This window comes from Sphingobium aquiterrae, from assembly GCF_037154135.1.
Taxonomy (GTDB): domain Bacteria; phylum Pseudomonadota; class Alphaproteobacteria; order Sphingomonadales; family Sphingomonadaceae; genus Sphingobium; species Sphingobium aquiterrae.
This window is the reverse complement of record NZ_JBANFL010000028.1, coordinates 31167-51518: the sequence shown is the minus strand read 5'-3', so window position 1 is coordinate 51518 and position 20352 is coordinate 31167. Positions and strand designations below refer to the sequence as shown.

20 protein-coding genes and 3 pseudogenes are annotated in these 20352 nt (G+C 62.8%); 14 read left to right on the top strand and 9 right to left on the bottom strand.

Annotated elements, in window-relative coordinates:
- Window positions 1-1854, bottom strand: a 1854-nt coding sequence (locus WFP78_RS21370; RefSeq protein WP_336966464.1) for an efflux RND transporter permease subunit, incomplete at its 3' end; no start/stop codon positions are given.
- Window positions 1855-1857: 3 nt separating this feature from the next.
- Window positions 1858-3036 (bottom strand): annotated as a pseudogene (locus tag WFP78_RS21365) (efflux RND transporter periplasmic adaptor subunit).
- Window positions 3037-3402: 366 nt separating this feature from the next.
- On the opposite strand from WFP78_RS21365, the gene WFP78_RS21360 reads away from it, so the two are divergent.
- A complete protein-coding gene (locus WFP78_RS21360; RefSeq protein WP_336966463.1) occupies window positions 3403-4071 on the top strand; it encodes a TetR/AcrR family transcriptional regulator in 669 nt (222 codons plus the stop codon).
- Window positions 4072-4169: 98 nt separating this feature from the next.
- A complete protein-coding gene (locus WFP78_RS21355; protein ID WP_336966462.1) occupies window positions 4170-4520 on the top strand; it encodes a hypothetical protein in 351 nt (116 codons plus the stop codon).
- Window positions 4521-4591: 71 nt separating this feature from the next.
- Here WFP78_RS21355 and WFP78_RS21350 read toward each other — a convergent pair whose 3' ends face one another.
- Window positions 4592-5212: a TetR/AcrR family transcriptional regulator gene (locus tag WFP78_RS21350; RefSeq protein ID WP_336966461.1), complete on the bottom strand. Its 621-nt coding sequence runs from the start codon at window positions 5210-5212 to the stop codon at window positions 4592-4594.
- A 652-nt stretch (window positions 5213-5864) separates the two neighbouring features.
- Between WFP78_RS21350 and WFP78_RS21345 the strand changes: the two genes are divergently transcribed.
- The 10 genes from WFP78_RS21345 to WFP78_RS21300 all read left to right on the top strand — a co-directional run bounded on the left by WFP78_RS21345 (window position 5865) and on the right by WFP78_RS21300 (window position 14181).
- Complete coding sequence (locus tag WFP78_RS21345; protein WP_336966460.1) at window positions 5865-6263, top strand: hypothetical protein; 399 nt, start codon at window positions 5865-5867, stop codon at window positions 6261-6263.
- A gap of 368 nt (window positions 6264-6631) precedes the next feature.
- Window positions 6632-6799 carry an outer membrane protein gene (locus WFP78_RS21340; RefSeq protein WP_336966459.1) on the top strand — a complete coding sequence of 56 codons (168 nt, stop codon included), beginning with the start codon at window positions 6632-6634 and terminating at the stop codon, window positions 6797-6799.
- Window positions 6800-6985: 186 nt separating this feature from the next.
- On the top strand, window positions 6986-7258 hold the full coding sequence (locus tag WFP78_RS21335; RefSeq protein ID WP_336966458.1) for a hypothetical protein: 273 nt from the start codon (window positions 6986-6988) through the stop codon (window positions 7256-7258).
- A complete protein-coding gene (locus tag WFP78_RS21330; protein ID WP_336966457.1) occupies window positions 7255-8478 on the top strand; it encodes a phospholipase A in 1224 nt (407 codons plus the stop codon). The genes WFP78_RS21335 and WFP78_RS21330 overlap by 4 nt, the downstream gene beginning before the upstream one ends.
- 77 nt (window positions 8479-8555) lie before the next feature.
- Window positions 8556-9584, top strand: a complete 1029-nt coding sequence (locus WFP78_RS21325) for an MlaE family ABC transporter permease (RefSeq protein ID WP_336966456.1) — start codon at window positions 8556-8558, stop codon at window positions 9582-9584.
- On the top strand, window positions 9581-10363 hold the full coding sequence (locus WFP78_RS21320) for an ABC transporter ATP-binding protein (protein WP_336966455.1): 783 nt from the start codon (window positions 9581-9583) through the stop codon (window positions 10361-10363). Before WFP78_RS21325 ends, WFP78_RS21320 begins: the two co-directional genes overlap by 4 nt.
- Entirely contained in the window at window positions 10363-11298 is a 936-nt protein-coding gene (locus WFP78_RS21315) for an MlaD family protein (protein ID WP_336966454.1), read from the top strand. The genes WFP78_RS21320 and WFP78_RS21315 overlap by 1 nt, the downstream gene beginning before the upstream one ends.
- The gene (locus tag WFP78_RS21310; protein WP_336966453.1) at window positions 11295-11963 is read left to right on the top strand and encodes an ABC-type transport auxiliary lipoprotein family protein; all 669 of its coding nucleotides are present in this window, start codon (window positions 11295-11297) and stop codon (window positions 11961-11963) included. Before WFP78_RS21315 ends, WFP78_RS21310 begins: the two co-directional genes overlap by 4 nt.
- On the top strand, window positions 11960-13303 hold the full coding sequence (locus WFP78_RS21305) for an NAD(P)/FAD-dependent oxidoreductase (protein WP_336966452.1): 1344 nt from the start codon (window positions 11960-11962) through the stop codon (window positions 13301-13303). Before WFP78_RS21310 ends, WFP78_RS21305 begins: the two co-directional genes overlap by 4 nt.
- Window positions 13303-14181: an alpha/beta fold hydrolase gene (locus WFP78_RS21300; RefSeq protein ID WP_336966451.1), complete on the top strand. Its 879-nt coding sequence runs from the start codon at window positions 13303-13305 to the stop codon at window positions 14179-14181. The genes WFP78_RS21305 and WFP78_RS21300 overlap by 1 nt, the downstream gene beginning before the upstream one ends.
- Here the strand turns inward: WFP78_RS21300 and WFP78_RS21295 are convergent.
- The 3 genes and pseudogenes from WFP78_RS21295 to WFP78_RS21285 all read right to left on the bottom strand — a co-directional run bounded on the left by WFP78_RS21295 (window position 14174) and on the right by WFP78_RS21285 (window position 16120).
- Window positions 14174-14353 carry a hypothetical protein gene (locus WFP78_RS21295; RefSeq protein ID WP_336966450.1) on the bottom strand — a complete coding sequence of 60 codons (180 nt, stop codon included), beginning with the start codon at window positions 14351-14353 and terminating at the stop codon, window positions 14174-14176. The genes WFP78_RS21300 and WFP78_RS21295 overlap by 8 nt on opposite strands.
- Window positions 14354-14421: 68 nt before the next feature.
- Window positions 14422-14697 (bottom strand): annotated as a pseudogene (locus tag WFP78_RS21290) (IS21 family transposase); the annotation flags it as partial.
- 190 nt (window positions 14698-14887) lie between these two features.
- Entirely contained in the window at window positions 14888-16120 is a 1233-nt protein-coding gene (locus tag WFP78_RS21285; protein WP_336966449.1) for a tyrosine-type recombinase/integrase, read from the bottom strand.
- Window positions 16121-16497: 377 nt separating this feature from the next.
- Between WFP78_RS21285 and WFP78_RS23495 the strand changes: the two are divergent.
- Both WFP78_RS23495 and WFP78_RS21280 read left to right on the top strand, forming a co-directional pair.
- A pseudogene (locus WFP78_RS23495) lies at window positions 16498-16659 on the top strand (Arm DNA-binding domain-containing protein); the annotation flags it as partial.
- 42 nt (window positions 16660-16701) lie between these two features.
- Complete coding sequence (locus WFP78_RS21280) at window positions 16702-17178, top strand: tyrosine-type recombinase/integrase (protein ID WP_419723017.1); 477 nt, start codon at window positions 16702-16704, stop codon at window positions 17176-17178.
- Between the two features lie 190 nt (window positions 17179-17368).
- On the opposite strand, the gene WFP78_RS21275 is transcribed toward WFP78_RS21280, so the two are convergent.
- The 3 genes from WFP78_RS21275 to WFP78_RS21265 form a co-directional block, all read right to left on the bottom strand.
- On the bottom strand, window positions 17369-18019 hold the full coding sequence (locus WFP78_RS21275; RefSeq protein ID WP_336966448.1) for a peroxiredoxin-like family protein: 651 nt from the start codon (window positions 18017-18019) through the stop codon (window positions 17369-17371).
- 105 nt (window positions 18020-18124) lie between these two features.
- Complete coding sequence (locus WFP78_RS21270; RefSeq protein WP_336966447.1) at window positions 18125-19474, bottom strand: LLM class flavin-dependent oxidoreductase; 1350 nt, start codon at window positions 19472-19474, stop codon at window positions 18125-18127.
- Between the two features lie 36 nt (window positions 19475-19510).
- Window positions 19511-20302 carry a class II aldolase/adducin family protein gene (locus WFP78_RS21265; RefSeq protein ID WP_336966446.1) on the bottom strand — a complete coding sequence of 264 codons (792 nt, stop codon included), beginning with the start codon at window positions 20300-20302 and terminating at the stop codon, window positions 19511-19513.
- Window positions 20303-20352: the final 50 nt, after the last annotated feature.

Here is a 20352-nt window from a genome sequence, read left to right as displayed (position 1 = left end):
GCCGCTAAAGCCGTAGCCGCCGATCGCGAAAACGGTCGAGACATTGTCTTTCTCGTCAACGAGGAAATGCTCCTCCAACTGCTTCATGGTGTCCAGCGTCTGCTCCATGGTGGCTCCGGTCGGAAGCGTGACCTGCGCAAAGAGGAAACCCTGGTCCTCATCGGGAAGGAAGCCGCTTGGGAGCTTCGCGAAAAGGGCTCCCATTCCAACAATGATGAGCACGTAAAGGAGCATGGATCGCTTCCAGCTACGGTTTACGCGCCCAACACCCTCACCGTAGCGGACAACATTGCGGTCGAAGGTTCGGTTGAACCAGCCGAAGAAGCCCTTGCGCTCATGATGATGGGCGCCGGTGGAAGGCTTCAGGATCGTCGCGCACAGGGCTGGCGTCAAGATCAGCGCGACCAGTACAGAGAGCGCCATGGAGGTCACGATGGTGATCGAGAACTGGCGATAGATGACACCGGTCGATCCGCCGAAGAAGGCCATCGGCAGGAACACCGCCGACAAGACAACGCCGATGCCGATCAGCGCGCCGCTGAGTTCGTCCATCGATTTGCGCGCGGCTTCCTTGGGCGACAGCCCTTCCTCCTGGATCAGTCGTTCGACATTCTCGACGACAACGATCGCATCGTCGACGAGCAGGCCGATCGCCAGCACCATGCCGAATAGGGTGAGCGTGTTGATAGAAAAACCTGCCGCCAGAAGGACCGCAAAGACGCCGAGCAGCACCACGGGCACAGCGATCGTCGGGATGAGCGTCGCCCGCCAGTTCTGTAGGAAGAGGAACATGACGAAGAAGACGAGGACGACGGCTTCGACCAGCGTATGGACGACCTGCTCGATCGACAGTTTGACGAACGGCGTCGTGTCATAAGGATAGACGATCTTGAGGTCCGAGGGGAATTGTTTCGCCAGCTCGGTGACCTCGGCCTTGACCGCTTCGACCGTATCGAGCGCATTGGCGCCGGGCGCCAGGCGGATGGCGAGGCCCGAGGCCGGCTTGCCGTTGAAGCGCGCGTCGAAGCTGTAATTTTCCGCACCGACCTCGACCCGTGCCACATCCTTGAGAGTGACCGTCGAACCGTCGGGATTGGTCCTGAGCAGGATGTCGCGGAATTGCTCGGGCGTCTCGAGGCGCGATTGCGCGGACACCGTGACGTTGAGTGCCTGGCCGGGCTTTGCCGGAAGGTTGCCGATCTGGCCGGCGGAGATTTGCGCGTTCTGCTTGCGGATCGCCGTCTTGATGTCGCTGAACGTCAGGTTGAGGTTGGCGAGCTTGATGGGATCGACCCACACGCGCATCGCATATTGCGCGCCCATGAGAAGCGTATCGCCGACCCCGGTGATGCGACTGATCGGATCCTGCAATTCGGAGGCGACATAGTCAGCAATATCCGCCTGGTCATGGCTACTGTCCTCCGAATAGAGTCCTACGATCATCAGGAAAGAGGCGGACGACTTCTGGACGCGCACGCCCTGTTGCTGCACTTCCTGCGGCAAAAGCGGCATCGCCTGCTGCAGCTTGTTCTGAACCTGGACCTGGGCGATGTCGGAATTGGTACCCTGCTCGAAGGTCAGGATGATCGAGAGATTTCCGGCGGAGTCGCTGGTCGAAGCAAAATAGCGCAGATTGTCGATGCCCTTCATCTGCTGTTCGATGACCGTGGTCGTGGTCTTTTCGAGAGTCGAAGCATCCGCGCCCGGATACAGGGTCTGGATCTCCACCGCGGGTGGCGCGATTTCGGGAAACTGCGCAATGGGCAGATCGCGAATAGCGAGTCCGCCCGCCAGCATCATGATGATCGCGATGACCCATGCGAAGATGGGACGGTCGATGAAATAGCGGGACATGCCTTAGTTCCCCGCCCCGGCAACCGATCCGGAGCCTGTCCCGGCCGACCCTGTTCGACGCGGCTGGGGCGCCTTGGGTGTGACGGTGAGGCCGGGTTTGGCGCGGAGCAAGCCGTCGACGATCAGCCGGTCGCCGGACTTGAGGCCACTTGTGACCACCCAGCGGTCGCCGATCGCCCGGTCGGTTGTGACGAACCGCTGTTCGACCTTGTTTTCCGCGTTGACGACGAGGGCAGTCGCGCGGCCGCGCGGATCGCGCGCGACTCCCTGTTGCGGCGCGAGGATCGCCGCTTGACGGACACCATCGACCAGCCGCGCCCGGACATACATGCCCGGCAGCAAAACCCCGCCTGGATTGGGAAAGGTGGCCCGCAAAGTGACGGCCCCCGTCGAGGGATCGACCGTGACTTCGGAAAACTGCAAGCGGCCTTCGATCGGATAGGTCTTGCCGTTGGGAAGAAGCAATTCGACGCGCGCGCTATCATTGTCGCGCGTCAGGCCGCCCGCGCGCATTGCCTCACGCAAATTGAGGATTTCGGCGGCCGATTGCGTGACGTCGACATAGACGGTGCCCGTGCGCTGGATCGTCGCAAGCGGTTCAGCCTGGCCGGCCTGCACCAGCGCGCCGGGGGTGAAAAGCGAGCGCCCGATCCGGCCCGAAATCGGCGCGCGGATGCGGGTGAAACCGAGATTGACCTCGGCCGCCTGCACGGCAGCGAGCTGCGCGGTGACGTCGGCGCGCGCCTGCCTGGCGGACGCCACCGCATTGTCTGCATCCTAGCGGCTCACCGCGTTGATGCCGACCAGGTCGCGGTAGCGCTCGGCCTGCAGTCGGGTGGCGTCGATCGCCGCTTCGGCGCGGGCCAGCCCGCCCTGGGCGCTGCCCAGCGCGGCACGATAGGGTGCATCCTCGATCTCGTAGAGAATCTGACCCGCCCTGACGAGCGAGCCCTCGTCGAAGAGACGCCGGCGAATGACACCATTGATCTGGGGACGTACCTCGGCAGTTTCGACGGCCGCGATTCTGCCCGGCAACTCGCTCGTCAATATGGCCGGTTCGCTCTTGAGCGTGACGACTCCGACCTCGGGCGGGGCAGTCCTGGGTTGCTCTCCGGCGCCGCAACCGGCCAGCAGGACAAACAAGAAGGGCAAGGAAGCCCTGGCCGATCTGCACACCAACATAGACAAAATCCCGTCTCGACATCTTCTAAGAATGAGCGCTCACTCCCATTATGCTGCGGTGCAATAGGTCAAGACCTCGGCTACTGCAATCGATTTTCCGCGGTTCGTCATACAGCCGCAGAAATCAGCAGGAATCAGAGCTGTTCGGAGATGGAAAGTGCTGTGGCCTCCCGGAAGTAGCGGGGAGGCGGTCAGAGCTTGACGTCGCCGTGGAGCTGATCCAGATAAAACATGAGAGAGCGCTCACTCCCAGGCCTGCCGAGCCGATCGGCCACTTCCGGGTGACGGCGCGGAGAACCAGATCGTCCATGATTGTGCTGCAAGCGGTGATCTGGGCTGATCGCCGACCTATGAGAAGCGCAGAAAATGGCACGAAAGCGACAGTTCGACCACGAAGAAGCACTTGATATCGCCACGCGGGCGTTCTGGCTGACCGGATATGAGGGCACCAGCATCGCGGATCTGGAATCAGCGATCGGCGTGTCCAAGCCAAGTATCTACAGGGTCTTTGGCAGCAAGGAACAACTGTTTCGTCAGGCGGTCGACTGCTTTGCCGAGCGATATGCCGGATTTTTCCTGGACGCTTTGGAGGAAGCGACCGCCATTAATGTCCTGCGGCATTTGATCGTTGAAGTGATTCGGTCGGTGACCGGCTCCGATACGCCGCCTGGTTCTCTTCTCGCGCATGGTGCCATGGCCTGCGTCCGGGAGAATGAAGAGATACGCGCCTATGTCCTGCGCCGGCGCGGGAAATTCGAACGGTTGCTTGTGCAAAGACTGATTCGCGCAAGAAGCGAGGGCGAGTTCGCCCAGGAGATCGATTGTCGGCTCGTCGCGCGATACGTCATCGCTCTGTGCGACGGTATCGCGCTCCAGGCAAAATCCGGCACAGGACGATCTGCCCTTGCCGGAATCCAGGATATCGCCCTCGCCGGCATTTGCTGCGCATTGGGCGTGGCATCGGCCGAACATCTGCCGACAGGTCATGCTGTTGGCGTCGACGCCCGCGATCGCGACGGCCGTTCGCAAAAATAGCCGCTGCTTGTCGCTCGGTCCTCAATCGACATACCAGGCGCTACACATCGCCCTACAGAGGACCGAACGCGCGGGCTCAAGAGGGATCGATAGCTGTCATGGGTGGCATCCTTGAATACCATCGAAATCTGCCGATCATCGCGCTCCTGTTCACTCTTGCATGGGCTTTCGTGATTGTCGCCGCGCCCCGTAGGCCGATCGGGTTGGGTAGCCTCGGGCGCCTTCTCTACTTCGGCGCTATCGGCTCGATGGGGCTTGTCGGCGGGGGAGCCAGCCTTCTGTCACTGATTTATCCGCGTGGCTTTCCTTGGGCCGGATTTCTCGCCATCATTCATGTCTTCACCGGCATGCGCGCCCGGCGCGCCCTTTGCGCCGGGCGAAGATCACAGGCGATCATTGCGGTCGCGCTGCAGTTAGCATGCGCTATCGCCAGCCATGGGCTACAGTGAACGACGATCCCTTCAGCGTGTCAGGCTTCGACGGGCCAAACCGCCCGCAACAACCCGCGTATGACCGAGGGTTAGTGACCGGTGGCTGGAATCTGCTCACTCAGACCGAGCCCGCGCATCATCACGCAGGCGGTGTTCCGGCTGGCCTGCTCAACATCGGCTGAGTGTGAAGCCGCAGTTCGGTGGCCGAGTCCGATGAAACAAGCCATCATGATGTCGACATAGGCATCGAGCTCGAGAGGCGAGACGTCCGGCCGCGCGAGCGCGGCCAGTCGCCGCACTCCCGCGCGGTAGAAGGCGAACAGGGTTTCAATGCGCTCGGCCACCGAAGCATTGCGGCAGGCCTCGGCGAGGATTTCATAAGAGAGGCCGCCGTCGCTATTCTGCAACGAAACTGCGGCGATCGCTTTGAGCGCATCAAACATTGAGCATTCGTTACGCTCAAGGGTATCGAATATCCCATGCATTTCCGCGACGCGGGCACGCGAATTCTCCTCGACGATGGAGAGGATGATATCGCTCTTGGACGAAAAATGCCGATAAATCTGGCCCATGCTGACAGAGGCCTCGGCCGCGAGCTCGGCGGTCGTGGTAACATGGAAGCCCTTCGATCCGAACAATTGGCGGGCTGCGGTGATGATCCTCTCGCGCGGCCCCTCTCCTGGCATTTTTGCTCTTGAAGCCTGTTTCATCCACGTTCCTTCGGCAGGGGCATACTCCCGATGCTGATGCGACGGATTCCGCATAAAGCGGAATTTCCAGTCTGTCCAACAACAGGCATAGACACGCGTCCATTTCCGCTTGACCCGTGGGAGCGACTTGCCTACCTTCGGACTCGGAGCGAGCGCTCACTCCCGTTGACTTTAAGGGATGCTTGTCATGCAATCCAGTCCCGATTTCCGATACCGGACCGGTGCCGCAAAGGCGGGAAGGGAGCGCCTTGGCCTATTCACCGCCTCATCCTCCATCGCTAAGTGCAACCTCTTGACAGATCGTGGCTCGACGACCGTCTTTAACTCCCCGCCACGATCTATCACCTGCCGGCCGACATTTCCCGCTGCTCCGGTGCCTCCCTCCGAGAGCCTTTCGGGTCGCCTCCCATGTCGGTCGGCAGCACCAATCATCTCATCACCGGAACTGCACGCACGGACTGCGCCGCGCAGTAGTGGAAGTCTGGCGTGACGGATTCAAGCTACGCACGGCAACGTCCGGTGCTGCGTCTGCGCCAGAGCAAGACCGTTGTGTCGGGCTGTGAGGAAGATGGAGGAGCGCCGGCCGGCGCTCCTCACGGGACGAGCTCTCGTGAGGCCGTGCAGCGGCCTCGCCGCCGGAAAAGCTGATGGCATGATCGGAGCAAGGATGTTCAGGAGATTGGCGTGCCAGAGCGCAGCTTTGCTGCTGCCGTTGACCGGACTGTGCGCATGTGACGGTGGGACGAAAGAGCCAGACCCTGCGGCCAATGAAAGAGGCAATACGACGACCGCTGTCGTGCTGCCGCCATCGATCAGGAAGACGACCGGCTACCGCTGCAAGGACAAGAGCATCGTATCGATCGATTTTCTCGACGACGATCGAACCATCAATCTGCGGGACGATGGCGGCATCAGCCAGTTCCGGGCTGCAAAGCCAGGCGGCCCCTATGATAGTGGATACAATGACAGCGGCGGTATGACGGTGGTGGTGAAGGGGAATGACATCAGCATCGAGCAAGGCGGCAAGGAGATCCGGCAATGCAAATCATGATCGACCATGCCTGTCCTCTACCCGTCCTGGCTCTGAAGCCTGTCAGCGGATGACAAAAGTCAGCGCGTCATAGACATACCACAGCGGCGCGAGCAGAAACACCGCAATGGCAAGCGGCCGATACACATATTCGTGCCGTGCCATTTATCCTCTCTAATCCGGCTTTCGCACCGTTTGTGGGTATCCTAAGCTGTCAGCGTGCGGATTGCATCAGGAAAGATGGCTCGGCGTGGCGGAGTCGAGATCGGTGCCAACGACGACGTACGCAAGGGGGTGGTCGTGATAGACCCGAACTATGCGTTCGATGTCTTGGCGCGCGCGGGTTATCTGGTCGATCACCGGACGCTTGCCTATGCGAGGCAGGGCCAGTGCGCGGGCATGACAATTTTGATGGATGGAGTATCGGCGGGGGCGTCGAGCGGGCGCTTGGCAACAAGGTCTCGACCCGCCTCGAATATCGCTACAGCGACCTCGGCAGCCGCGCGAGCAAGTTCGATCGCCATCAGGTGGTTCTGGGTGTCGACTATTGTTTCTGACGGTGTCGGGGCCGTTCAGCACAGGCTGGGCTGCCCCGCGCCTCCTGGCCGCAAGTTGCGGCAGCGTTTGACGTGCCTGCCGCCAATGTCATGATCATGGGGAACAGAAGGTAAGCACATGATTTCCATCGCATCATCAGTATCGCCGGGTGGAGGCGCCGGGCCTGTGGGCGGAAGCATTGACGCATGAGCCAAGAGAGGGTCATCAAGTGCCGCGCGTTCGACGAGACCGCAGCCGGCGAGAGGGCCAGCCTCGCGCGCACGCCGACCAAGCGCGACATTCAGAACTTCGCGCTCCTTCCGGGTGACGTCACTCCGACGCATCGGGACGCTGACCATACCGCAACCGACCTGTTCCGCCGGGGCGAAGCGCGGGCCGCCTTCCTGGTCGGCGATGCGGCAAAACAGATCACCGGGACGATCATTCCGGTCGACAGCGGCCAGCAGCTGTTCGCATGACGGCGCGGTTCCTCCCCCCGGCGCTGTCAGCCGCCCTCCTTGCCCTTGGCTCCCCTGCGCAAGCCGCTCCAGGTGTGGACGTCCTGATTCGTGATATCGGCGAGCGCGATGAGGCCGGCGCGATCCTCGTCGATCTGCGCCTGCTTAACGAAGGCAGCGAGCCACAGACATTTCCGTTGCCTGATCGCATCGAGGCCCGGATCGAGCGCACGGGCCGGGCGCAAACGATCTGGCTGGAGCGGGCGGCGGGGCTGCCGAACGATCTGTCCATAGCGGCCGGCGGCTTTGAGCGGGCACGCTATCGTTTCACCGCGTCCGACAGCGAGACCCTCGACGGCGCCGCGCTTTCTATTCCCGCCTGGAGCACCGGGCAGACCACCCTTACCCTGCGGCCCGCGGCCCCGGCTCCCCATCTCGCCGAAGCGCGGCCGACACGGCAGGAGCTTGCCGCAGAGACGCCGCAAGCGGCGCCCCCGCCCTCGGATCGGACGGCGGGTAACGCGTTCCTCACCAATCTGTCCGCCTATGAACCCATTTATGCGGTCTATGGACCGGGCACCAACAGCGAGGCGCGCGTCCAGATCAGCTTCAAATATCAGCTGTTCGGCACCCGGCAGGCGGAAGGCCTGCCGCGTTCGTGGCGCGACGGTCTCCACTTCGCCTACACGCAGCGCATGTTCTGGGATCTGGGCGCGCGTTCCTCGCCCTTCCGCAACATCGACTATCAGCCCGAGCTTTTCTACCTGACGCCCTCAGTCACCCTTTCGAGCGGCGTGTCGTTCAGCGCCCAGGGCGGCATACGGCACGAGTCGAACGGGCGCGACGGCCCAGAGTCGCGCAGCATCAACAACATCTATATCGCGCCGATGACGGCGATTCCGCTCGGCGGAGGCTACCGGCTGTCGCTCGCGCCCCGCCTGTCTTTCTTCGTCGGCGACAAGTCCGACAATCCCGACATTCGCCGCTATCGCGGCAATACAGGGCTCTTTATGGAGGTCGGGGAGGATGAGGGACTGCGCCTCTCCACCTCCACCCGGTTCAACTTCGGCAGCGGCAAGGGCGCGATCAGCGCCGACATCTCCTATCCGCTGCCACGCCTGATCGGCGGAGGACCCGACTTCTACCTCTTCGGACAGAGCTTCGTCGGCTACGGCGAAAATCTGCTCGACTATGATCGCCGCATGACGCGGTTCAGAATCGGCGTGGCGCTCGTGCGATGACGGCCGCGGATTTCCGGATCGAGGAGACAGACAGCGGCACCGTCCTTCACGCCATCGGCGACTGGATCGCCCTGGCAATGGATGACCTGGCCGATCGCCTTGGCGGTACGCTGGGCGAGAACAGGGCGAAGCGCCTCGACGTTACCGCGCTCGATCGTGTCGATACGGCGGGCATGCTGATGCTCCTGCGCGCGGTGGAAGACGGGCATGACTTCGCTACGGCGGGACGGGATGATCTGAAGCGCCTGGCAGAGCTGGTACGTCCCGCGCTTGAGGAGGAGCATCCCTCCCCCGCTGTCAAACACGGTCTGTACGCCTATTTCGAGCGGTTCGGCCGCCAGGTCGTGGCGCTCGCGTCAGATGCCTACCAGATGCAGGTCTTTTCCGGGCATCTCCTTGCCGCCTCGGCCAGGACGCTCGTTCATCCCCACAGGCTACGGCTGACGCCGCTCGTCGCGATGATGCAGGATTCGGGCATCAACGCGCTGCCGATCGTGTTCATCATGACCTTCTTCATCGGTGCGGTGATCGCACTCGTCGGTACCAACCTTCTGTCGAGCCTGGGAGTCGAGGTGTTCACCGTGCAGCTCGTCGGCGTGGCCATCCTGCGCGAGTTCGGCGTGGTGATCACCGCCATCCTGCTCGCCGGCCGATCCGCGTCAGCCTTTGCCGCACAATTGGGCTCGATGCGGATGAACCAGGAAACAGACGCCATGCAGGTGATGAGCATCGACCGGTTCGACGCGCTCGTCGTCCCGCGCGTGCTGGCGGCGATCCTGATGATGCCGCTCATGACCTTCTTCGCCGACCTCGGCGGCATCCTGGGTGGCATGTTGGTCAGTTGGGCGACCATCGACATCCATCCCGTCTTCTTCGTCCAGCGCACGCTCGAGACGGTCAGCGTCAGCCATTTCTGGATCGGCATGAGCAAGGCGCCCTTCCTCGCGATCGTCATCGCGGCCGCCGGCTGCCGCCACGGCCTGATGGTCGGCGGCGATGTCCAGAGCCTCGGCCACCACGTCACATCGGCGGTCGTCCAGTCGATCTTCATGATCATCATGTTCGACGCGATCTTCGCGGTAATCTTCATGGTGCTCGACCTGTGAGTGGCGGGGTAGCCGATCATCCCCCGGTCCGCGTGCGGGGCCTGCGCACCGCGTTCGGCGAAAAGGTCATCCACGACGACCTCGATCTCGAAGTCCGGCGCGGCGAGATACTGGGTGTGGTCGGCGGCTCGGGCACCGGCAAGTCGGTGCTGCTCAACACGATCCTCGGCCTCAAGCGCCCGGATGGCGGGACTGTCGAAATCCTCGGCCGCAATATCGAGGAAGAAGACGCCCAGACATGGGTCGGCCGGCATGTGGGCGTCATGTTCCAGCAAGGCGCGCTCTTTTCCTTCCTCACGGTCCAGGAGAATGTCGAGGCGCCGCTGATCGAGCATGCCCGGCTGCCCGCCTGGCACGCGGCCGAGGTCGCCCGGCTCAAGATCCGTCTGGCCGGCCTGCCCGCGACGGCAGGCGCGCTCAGGCCCTCCGAGCTGTCGGGCGGAATGCGCAAGCGCGCAGGCGTCGCGCGGGCGCTGGCGCTCGATCCGGCGATCCTGTTCCTGGACGAACCCACCGCCGGTCTCGACCCGATCGGCGCAAGCGAGTTCGACGACCTCATCAGGACGCTGCGCGACGCGCTGGGCCTCACCGTCTTCATCATCACCCACGACCTCGACACGCTCTATGCCATTTGCGACCGCGTTGCCGTCCTCGCCGACCGGAAAGTGATCGCGACAGCCCCGGTCGCCGAGCTCGAACGATCGGATCATCCCTGGATCAGGAGCTATTTCCTGGGCCCGCGCGGCCGCGCGGCGCATGACGCCAAGAAAGACCGCTGATGGAACGCCATGCAAGCTACGCCCTCGTCGGCATCATCTCGACCGCTCTCCTGATCGCCGCGATCGTCTTTGTCGTCTGGCTCGGCGGCAGCCGCTTCGGCACGTCGGACGATCCCTACCGCATCATCTTCCATGGGCCGGTCCGCGGCCTCAGCGTCGGTGCCGAGGTCCAGTTCAACGGCATCAAGGTCGGCCAGATCGAGCGCATCCGCCTCGACGAACGCGATCCCAACCGGGTGGTGACGGATGTCATCCTCTCGCGCGGCACGCCGGTCCGGGTTGATTCCCTCGCATCGACCGAGTTGCAGGGCATTTCAGGCGTGTCGATCGTTCAGATCAGCGCTGGAACGCCGGGCAAGCCGCTTCTGCGCAAGACGAGCCGCGCGCGGCGTCCCGTCATCCAGAGCAAGCCTAACGCCCTCTCCTCGCTGCTCCAGGGTGGCGGCCAGGTCGTACAGAATGCCGGCGAGGCATTGCAGCGGGTGAACCGGCTTCTCTCCGACCGCAACATCGATGCCGTCGGCGCCATGGTGCAGGATCTGCGGCTGACCACCGGGGAGCTCGCCGCCAATCGCGCGATGTTCGCCAACGCGGCGAGCACACTCGTAAAGCTCGATCGCGCCGCGGACGATATTCAGGGTGCGGCGGCATCGGTGCGAACCATCGCCGAGGGCGACGGGCGCAATACGATCGCGGAGATCTCGGCCACGGCGCGGGAACTCAAGGCCGCCGTCGCTGAAGCCCGCATCACGATCGCCAATATCAACCGGCAAAGCGGCACCATCGGATCGACGACTCTGCCGGCAGTCAACGCAACCATGCAGAGTTTGCAGGAGACGGTGGAGTCGCTTGACGGCCTCATTCGCGAGATCCGCCAGAATCCGCGGCGGGCGCTCGGCAAGGACAGCGGCAGAGAACTGGAGCTATCCCAATGAAATACATGCACGCCATCCGCCTGTCCGTCTTGCCGGCATTGCTGATCCCGCTTGCGGCCTGCGGCGCCATGCTTGGCGGGGGCAAACCCGACAATCTGTTTCGCTTCGGCGTCCCCGATCGGGAAGCCGCGCCGAGCGCGGCCGTTCCGATCGAGCAGAAGCCAGTCTCGCTTGCCCGGATACGGTTCGCGCCCGAGATCGAGGGGGACCGCATCCTCACCGCGCGCGCAGGCAGCGTCCTTTATATCAAGGACGCGCGCTGGGCCGCGCCTGCGCCCGATCTCTTCACCCAGGCGATGATACGCCGGTTCGCCGAGCGCGCCGCCGCGATCCGACTGACACCGCCGCGCGAGCGCCCGGGCAACGGCCTTTTGCTTCGCCTTCGCGTGGATCGGTTCGAAGCCCGCTATGTGCCGGACGCGGCGAAGGATGCTCCACCCGTCATTCTGCTGTCCGGCACGGCCGAACTGGCCGACCTCCAATCCCGCCGAACCGTCGCATCGCGACGCTTTGCGGTCGAGGAGCCCGCTTCGGCCAACGGCAAGACGGCCATCGTGGCGGCGTTCGACAGCGCCGTCTCGCGCTGCACGGTCGATGTCGTCGACTGGACGGCCGAGGTGGTCGCCAGGACATCCGGCCTCCAGGCCATGGAAGAAACGGAATGAACGTCATTGAGCGCCCCAGGGTCGTCATCGTCGGGGCGGGCTTCGGCGGGATGGCTGCGGCGCGCGCCCTCAAGGGCGCCGACGTGGAGGTCATATTGGTCGATCGGACCAACCATCATCTGTTCCAGCCGCTTCTCTACCAGGTAGCGACCGCGGCGCTTTCTCCGGCCGATATCGCCACCGCCAGCCGCATGCTGCTACGCGGTCAACGTAACGCGACCGTGCTGATGGCCGAGGTGGCGGACGTCGATCCTGACCGCCGGCTCGTTCGTTTCGCGGACGGACGAACCCTCCCCTATGACTATCTCGTCATTGCAACCGGTGCCGGTTACAGCTTTTTCGGGCATGACGAATGGGCACGACATGCCCGCGTGTTGAAGTCGATCGACGACGCGCTCACGATCCGCGCGCGGTTACTCGCCGCTTTCGAGCGCGCTGAACAGGTAAACGACAGGGATGCAGCACGGCGCCTCCTGACGTTCGTGGTCGTCGGCGGCGGTCCGACCGGGGTCGAGCTTGCCGGAACGATCGCCGAACTGGCGCGCACGACACTCGCCCGCGATTTTAGGCATATCGATCCGCGCTCCGCGCGCATCATCCTGTGCGAGGCGGGACCGCGGGTGCTCGGCGCATTCCCTGAAAAGCTCTCAGCCTATGCGGGAAAGGCGCTCGCCGCGCTCGGCGTTGACGTAAGGATCGGCAAACCCGTTGAGAAGATCGATGGTGAAGGGATTGTGGTCGGCGGTGAACAAATCCGCGCCGAAACCGTCCTCTGGTGCGCGGGCATGCAGGCGCGGCCCGCCGCTCGCTGGCTGGGTGCCGAGGCCACGCAAAATGGCGCGGTGAAGGTCGACGCCGCCTGCTCGGTTCCCGGGCGGCCAGAGATATTCGTGATCGGGGACTCGGCCAGTTTCAACAACGGCCTCAAACGTCCCCTGCCGGGCCTCGCGCCGGTTGCCAAGCAGCAGGGCCGCTATGTCGGCCGTCGGATCAAGGCCCGCATTAAAGGACGCGCGGAGGATCGGCCATTCCGTTACCATGATTATGGGACCATGGCGGTGATCGGCCGCTCGCGGGCGGTCGCGCATCTCGGGCGCATGCAACTCACCGGCTTTGTCGCCTGGTCGCTGGTCCATCTGATGTTGCTTGTCGATTTCCGGAGCCGGCTCATGGTCTATGCCAACTGGTCATGGGCCTGGTTCACCTACGGCCGCGGGGCCCGCCTCCTGACGGGCGACACCGCGCCGCCAGAAAGGGAAGCGCCACAATCGAAGCAGGATTCCCCCGCCGCAGGCGAACCTGAGATTGCCAAACCATTATCGGCCGCTAAAAAGACGTGATGACGAGTTTTTCCATGCAACGGTTTCAAACACACGATGGCCTTACTTTGGTCGGCGACGTGGGCGGCCCGTCGAATGCCCCGGCGGTTGTTCTGCTCCACGGAGGTGGCCAGACCCGTCATTCGTGGGCGGGAGCGATGCGACGCCTGGTCGAGCGCGGATATTTCGTCGTTAATTATGATGCCCGTGGTCATGGCGATAGCGACTGGTCTTCTGATGGGGATTATTCGCTTGCCTCTTTAGGATCTGATCTGCGCACAGTCCTCTCGGCCATCGCCGGGCCGGTTGCGCTCGTCGGCGCCTCCATGGGAGGAATGACGAGCTTCCATGCGATCGGCAGTGCCGATCATCCCATTGCCGATGCCCTGGTGATGGTTGACATTGCTCTCCGCCCGGCCTCTGCCGGTGTGCAGAAAATCCAGCGGTTCATGTCCGGGCATAATGGTGGGTTCGCGACCCTCGCCGAGGCCGCGGATGCGGTCGCCGCCTATAATCCCGATCGTCCCCGTCCTTCCGATCCTTCCGGCCTGCTGAGGAATTTGCGGCTGCGAGAGGATGGCCGCCTGTACTGGCACTGGGATCCTCGCCTGATGGACCAGCGCCCGATGCCCGAACCACCGACTTCCACAAGCGAACTGGAGCAGGTAAGTGATCGCGTGACCGTGCCTACGCTGCTGGTCAGGGGCGGCCAAAGCGATATCGTGGACGATGAAAGTGTCGCGGAAATGCGGAGACTGGTCCCGCAGACCGAAGTTTTCGAAGTCCCGGGAGCCGGGCACATGGTGGCGGGCGATCGAAATGACGCATTCAATGAAGGTGTCCTCGCATTCCTGGACCGTCATCACCCGGTCGGAGGAACAGCCTGGAAATCTAGATAGGGGTTGGTTCCCGTGTGAACGAATCCTTCGGCGCGGCGCCGGGCAATGCCATGGCCCGGATGAAGACGTCCCAGCGTCCGGCAAAATAGTCAGCGGGGTTCAGGCCGTCGAAGATATCGCCCCGGTAGCTGCGCATGCGCTGGGCGCTGCCGTTGATCAGATCGACCAGCACAGACAGTATCGGCGCCGAAGCGCCGGGACGAAGCTGCCCTAGGGCCTGCGCTTCGCGGATCAGGCTTATTCTTCCAGCCAGGCGTTCAACTCAGCCAGATCGCGGAAGCTGGGCATCGGTTGCCACAATCGGCGCCGAGCGTCCTGGACGTTCTTCTCGACCTGACCCTTCCCCCAGCCAGAAGCCGGATTGCAGAAATCGGTCTCGAACAGATAGTGGCTGGCCATGGCGGCAAACCTCGCGTTGACCTGCCGCGCCTTCCCGGTCCCGATCTTGTCGACAGCGGTCCTCATGTTGTCGAAGATCCCACGTTGAGGCACGCCGCCCAGCACTCGGAATGACCGGACTTCCTGTTCTCACTTTCAATGCTGTCTATGCCGTTGGTTCGGCTCCCGCTTTGGGAATTGCATTACGAGAAAGAATGATAATCGTACAGCGTATTTATGAATGCCCATCTTATCATTTTACAAAAATTCTACACCTGCCTGGCTCATCCAAGTAAAGATTTCCGCATTTTGACATTGGCGTCGACATTTAATCAATTGGTGGCTTGTCTACGAAGTTTCCCCAAGCGGACAGTAAGCGCCGACGCATATCAAGGAATGTCGTCCGGCGATACGCGCGCTGCACCTTGTCGGGGATGGTGTGCGCAAGCGCGGCTTCGGCGACCGTGTCAGGGATCGAAGGCATCGTCTCTGCGGCCCAGTCCGTAAAGCTGGAACGAAAGCCATGCGGAACAAAAGACAGGCGCATATCGCGCATAATCTTGCTGATCGTCATATCGGAGATCATGTCGCCCTTTGTGTTCGGGAAGATGACGCCATCGTCGTCGCTGCTGCGGAGAAGCGCTGCACGCTCGAGGATGGCGAGAGCGCCTTCATTCAGCGTCACCGTATGGGCGACGCGCGACTTCATCAGTTCCGCGGGCCGGTTCCAGAGCTTCTCCTTCAGGTCGATGTGGCTCCAGCGCGCTGATCGCACCTCGCCACTACGCGCGGCAGTATAAACCAGAAAGAGAAGCGCGAGGCGCCCGATCGTCTCCGGCTTGTCACGGACTCTGGCGATGAAAGCGGGAACTTCCTTGTAGGGCATTGACGGAAAGTTGCCTGCCGCCGGTTGCTTGGCGAGGAGCAGTGAGACAGCGCGCACCGGCGCCTCTCCTGCCCGCCAGCCTTCTCCGTGCGCGAAGTTGAGGACCATGCCGATACGCACGCGCACCTTGCGCGCCATATCGGGTTTGCTGTGCCAGATGGGCGCAACCGCGTCACGGATTTGGGGCGCATCGATCCGGTCTACAGAGAGATGGCCAATCGTCGGGAAGACGTGGGTCTCGAGCGAGGCCAGGAACATCTTCTCGTGCTTCTCGGTCCAGCCTTTCTTCATCTCGGCATGGCAGGCCTTGGCCGCTTCCTTGAAGCTCGGGATGCGCCGCCGGGCCGAGTCTCTGACCGCCACTGGATCGAGTCCCTTCTTGGCCGCCTTGCGCAACTCGGTCGCTTTTTCGCGCGCTTCGGCCAGGCTAAGGTCACGAAATGAACCGAGCCCGACATCACGCCTGCGACCGTCGACCTGCACGCGCAGCAGCCAGGAGCGCGAGCCGGACTTTTGGACCATCAGATACAGATCGTCCCCGTCGGCGTGCCGACCGGGCTTGGCGTTTTTTGCTGAGACGGCGGTTAGATTCCCCATCAGCCTTAAAACCTCACTCGCAGAGCGTTCCGCTTCCCTCACTTCTTCCCTCATTTCGACTTTTGGGAAGCGACCCATCAGCCATTTTTCTCTACCCTCATTCTTTCCCTCATCGTGCGCCGATTGAAAGTGAATGTCAACGGTCGAGGGCGGTCAGTGGCGAACGCAACATACTTGAAAACATTGACTTTCCGGTCACCAGCGAAGGCCGGCGAAAGGCAATTCGATTTTGGCTCGGGCCTCCAAAATCCTGTCTGGCGATGCGTGCCGACATTTGAAAAAACCGCTGATTTCCGTTAGTTTATGGGCATTCATTGATTGTCAGCGGATGCCCCTGTTTGCTTGCAATTGCGGATGATGGGGGCCTAATTTTGGGGCCCCACTGGGCCCCAGCTGAATCGAGGCCCCCAATGGCGCTAACCGATACCGCTATCTGAAATGCCAAGCCCGCGGACAAGCCTTACAAGATCGCTGACTCCCAAGGTTTGTATTTGCTCGTCAACCCGAGGGGCAGCAAGCTGTGGCGAATCAAATACCGCATGAGCGGCGTGGAGCGGAAAGCGGCCCGTAGGCAACTGGCTCATGCTGTCGATCCCAATGTCGCCAAGCGGCAAGCCCGCATCGAAGCGAGCATTCGGGCCAGCAACAGTTTCGCCACCGTGGCCGAGGAATTCATAGAGAAGAAAGCGCATGAGGGACTGGCAGAGCCAACGCTGGAGAAGATGCGCCGGTTTGTCAAACTGCTCGGGACAGACTTTGGAAAGTGCCCTGTCACCGATATCACGCCTCAGGAACTTCTTCATGAACTGCAAAAGCATGAACGGCGCGGCCGCTTGGAAACCGCCAATCTCCTGCGATCCTTTGCCAGCCGTGTTTTTCGCTTTGCGGTCGCAACGGCGCGTGCCGAACGTGATCCGGCGCAACTTCTGATCGGCGCATTGACCACGCCGAGGGTCAAGCACTTCACCGCCATCATCGACCCCATCGAGTTCGGTGCCCTGAGAGGGAATTTGCGGGTTCCGTTCCCACATTTTCAGCGAGATCACGAACCCACGATCATTCCCACATTCTACGCCAAATTCTGGCAGACCGATCATGAACATCGTACAAGACAAATCGTTGATTTTACAGTGTAGTTAGGAACGCCCCGGCATCGCCCGGGACAAAAATTCTACACGTAGGGATCACCAAGCAATTTCAATCAATTGCACGGCAGCTTTCCGATACAATCTGATCCCCGCCCTGCGCGCATAAACGCCCGCTCCGGTATTCCGGGGCGAGCGTTTGTTTGCATGAAGGACGCTATGGGATGACAGCGGTCTGGAATCAGCCGATTCCAGCAAGGATGTCGGCCGCTTCGGGGCGGTCGAGCCAGTCGGGGCTGACCTTGAGCCACTGGACCACGCGGCCGGGGCCGACCAGCAGCGCGGCTGGCTGTGGCAATTCCCAGCTGCCCGTGCCGGTGACTTCGCCGATCCAGCCCTCGGGCGGCGGTGAAGGCCGGTCGTCGGGCACGAAGCTGATCCCCAATGCCCGCGCCAGCCTATTGTCGGGGTCGGTCGCGACGGCGAAGGGAAGGCCATGGCGGACCTTGATCTCCCGCAGGCGATCAGGCCGCTGGGGGCTGAGGGCGACCAGCGGAATACCCCTGTCGCGCAGCGCCGGATAAAGCGCCTCGGCATAATAGGGCAGCGCGAGGTTGCAGGCCGGGCACCCGGCAAAGCGGAAGAAGATCAACAGCGCCGGGCCGTCGGCGGTCAGTGCGTCGAGGGTCAGCGTGCCCCCTTCGACATCGGCAAGGTCCAGCGGCAGCAGGATGTCGCCCGGCTGGGCCACGGCCGCCGCATCGAAGCGGTCGACCAGGATCTGGCGCTGGCGGGCATTGCCCGCAAGCTGCGCCGGGGGCCAGTTGCGCTCCCGCTCCGCCTGCAGCGTCGCATAACGTGCCTTGAGGGTATCAATCGCGATTGTCGCCATGGTCTTCTCCTTCCCGCAACACACGCCAGTCTTGGCGACGGAGGGGGGTGCGCGCCAATGAGAGTTACGGGAAGGAGGACGATAAATGCTTATGGATGCGGGGTTTCAGGCGGCGTTGCGCCGTTCCGCGACAGCCGCGCGCGCGTTGGCGGGGATCGTCAGGCCCAGATGGCCGCGCAGCGTGTCCGCCGCATAGTCCCGGCGGAAGAGGCCACGCTCCTGCAGGATCGGCACCACTTCGGCAACGAAACGGGCGAACTGGCCGGGATGGCCGAGATGGACGTTAAGCCCGTCGAGCGCGCGCCCTTCGAACCAGCGCGCGATCTCGTTCGCGACGGTCTCGGGCGAACCGACGAACGGGCTGCCCCGCCCCGCCCGCTGCCGTTCCACCGTCTGGCGCAGGGTCAGCCCCTCCGCGACGGCAAGGTCGGTGATCTTCTTCGCCTGGGTGTAGAAGCTGTTCCGGGCATATTCGAGCGCCTCGACCGGGAAGGGCGCATCCACGTCATAACGGCGGAAGTCGTGCCAGCCGAAGGCGCGGCCGAATTCGGCAAGCGCCTGTTCGAAGCTCTGGTCGGCGCGGCGATAATGCTGCTCGATCTCCTTCGCCTGCGCGTCGGTATCGCCGACATAGACGAAAAAGCCGGGCAGAATGACGATCTGGTCCGGATCGCGGCCAAGGCGCGCGGCGCGGCCCTTGAGGTCGGCATAGAAGGCCTGCCCCTGCTCGATCGTCGCGGCATGGGTGAAGATGGCGTCGGCGATGGTCGCGCCCAGATCCCTGCCCTGGTCGCTATCCCCCGCCTGGAAGATGACCGGCTCCCCCTGGGGCGAGCGCTGGATGTTGAGCGGCCCCGCGACCGAGAAGAATTCGCCCCGATGGTCCAGCCTGTGCAGCTTTTCCGGGTCGAGAAACTGGCCGTTGGCGCGATCGCGCACCAGCGCGCCGTCCTCATAGGAACGCCACAGGCCGCGCGCCACATCCAGGAATTCCTCGGCACGGCGATAGCGCGTGTCATAGTCGAAATGCTCTTCCTGGCTGAAATTGCCCGCCGTCCCGGCATCTCCGCTGGTGACGACATTCCACCCCGCACGCCCCCGGCTGATGAGATCGAGCGAGGCCAGGCGGCGCGCCAGGTTGAAGGGGTCATTATAGGAGGTGGTCAGCGTGCCCACGAGGCCGATATGCTTCGTCGCCACGGCGAGCGCGGAGAGCAGCGTCAACGGCTCCAGCCGGTTGAGATAATGCGGCGGCGAATGGGCGGTGATGAACTGGCTGTCGACAATGAAGACCAGATCGAACTTCGCCGCTTCCGCCTGCCGGACGACTTCTATGTACCAGTCGATATCGACGCTGGCATCGACCGGAATGTCGGTATCCAGCCAGCGGTTGCTGTCGCCGGGGCCGCCGACGCCGGTCGGTACAAGGCCCAGTTTCAGTTGGCGTTTGGTCATGATGACTTGTCCTGTTGAAGCAATGGTGCCCGCCGGTCAGGCGTCGAAACCGGGCGCCTGCCGCTGCGCCTTGCGCAATGCCGCTTCCCAGACGAGATCGGCATGGGAACGCGGGCCTTCCACCGGCTGGCGAATGCGCTGCATCTGCCGCCGCACCTCTTCCTGCGCGGCCTCCGGCGCGATCAGCACATGGTCGCGGCCGATGCTGAGGGTGCGTACCTGCGCGGTGCATGCCGCTTCAAGCTGGTAGATGCCGCTCCACGCCTCGCCGGGCGATGCGCCCAGCGCCAGCGTGCCATGGTTGCGCAGCAGCATGACCTTGGTATCGCCAAGGTCGGCGACCAGCCGTTCCCGCTCGTCAAGGTTGAGGGCGACGCCTTCATAGTCATGATAGGACAAGCGCGGGATCAGCGCGAGCGCCCGCTGGTTGAGCGGCAACAACCCTTCCGCATGGGCGGAGACCGCCATGCCGTCAGCACTGTGGAAATGCGCGATGAAATGGGCGTCATCCCTTGCCCCGTGGATCGCGGAATGGATCACATAGCCGGCATAGTTGATGCCATAGTCGCTTTCCCCGATCACATTGCCGTCAAGGTCGACCTTGACCAGGCTGGACGCGGTGATCTCATCGAACATCAGGCCGAAAGGATTGATGAGGAAATGATGCTCCGGCCCCGGCACGCGGGCGGAAATATGGGTATAGATGAAATCGTCCCAGCCATAGAGCGCCGACAGCCGGTAGAAGGCGGCAAGATCGACGCGCACCTTCCATTCGGCTTCGCTGATGCCGGCCTCGCGAAAACGGTCATCCTTCAAGACAGTAGCCATGCTGATCCTCCTTCAGTCGGAAAGTGTAGGAAAGTGGCGAAGCGCCGCCC

Excerpts from the sequence above, each read along its gene's own strand:
- WFP78_RS21360 (WP_336966463.1), top strand. The coding sequence starts at position 3,403 with ATGGCACGAAAGCGACAGTTCGACCACGAAGAAGCACTTGATATCGCC.
- WFP78_RS21270 (WP_336966447.1), bottom strand. The coding sequence starts at position 19,474 with ATGACCAAACGCCAACTGAAACTGGGCCTTGTACCGACCGGCGTCGGC.
- WFP78_RS21330 (WP_336966457.1), top strand. The coding sequence starts at position 7,255 with ATGACGGCGCGGTTCCTCCCCCCGGCGCTGTCAGCCGCCCTCCTTGCC.
- WFP78_RS21315 (WP_336966454.1), top strand. The coding sequence starts at position 10,363 with ATGGAACGCCATGCAAGCTACGCCCTCGTCGGCATCATCTCGACCGCT.
- WFP78_RS21350 (WP_336966461.1), bottom strand. The coding sequence starts at position 5,212 with ATGAAACAGGCTTCAAGAGCAAAAATGCCAGGAGAGGGGCCGCGCGAG.
- WFP78_RS21305 (WP_336966452.1), top strand. The coding sequence starts at position 11,960 with ATGAACGTCATTGAGCGCCCCAGGGTCGTCATCGTCGGGGCGGGCTTC.
- WFP78_RS21275 (WP_336966448.1), bottom strand. The coding sequence starts at position 18,019 with ATGGCGACAATCGCGATTGATACCCTCAAGGCACGTTATGCGACGCTG.
- WFP78_RS21265 (WP_336966446.1), bottom strand. The coding sequence starts at position 20,302 with ATGGCTACTGTCTTGAAGGATGACCGTTTTCGCGAGGCCGGCATCAGC.
- WFP78_RS21300 (WP_336966451.1), top strand. The coding sequence starts at position 13,303 with ATGACGAGTTTTTCCATGCAACGGTTTCAAACACACGATGGCCTTACT.
- WFP78_RS21285 (WP_336966449.1), bottom strand. The coding sequence starts at position 16,120 with ATGGGTCGCTTCCCAAAAGTCGAAATGAGGGAAGAAGTGAGGGAAGCG.
- WFP78_RS21325 (WP_336966456.1), top strand. The coding sequence starts at position 8,556 with ATGGATGACCTGGCCGATCGCCTTGGCGGTACGCTGGGCGAGAACAGG.
- WFP78_RS21335 (WP_336966458.1), top strand. The coding sequence starts at position 6,986 with ATGAGCCAAGAGAGGGTCATCAAGTGCCGCGCGTTCGACGAGACCGCA.
- WFP78_RS21310 (WP_336966453.1), top strand. The coding sequence starts at position 11,295 with ATGAAATACATGCACGCCATCCGCCTGTCCGTCTTGCCGGCATTGCTG.
- WFP78_RS21355 (WP_336966462.1), top strand. The coding sequence starts at position 4,170 with ATGGGTGGCATCCTTGAATACCATCGAAATCTGCCGATCATCGCGCTC.
- WFP78_RS21345 (WP_336966460.1), top strand. The coding sequence starts at position 5,865 with ATGATCGGAGCAAGGATGTTCAGGAGATTGGCGTGCCAGAGCGCAGCT.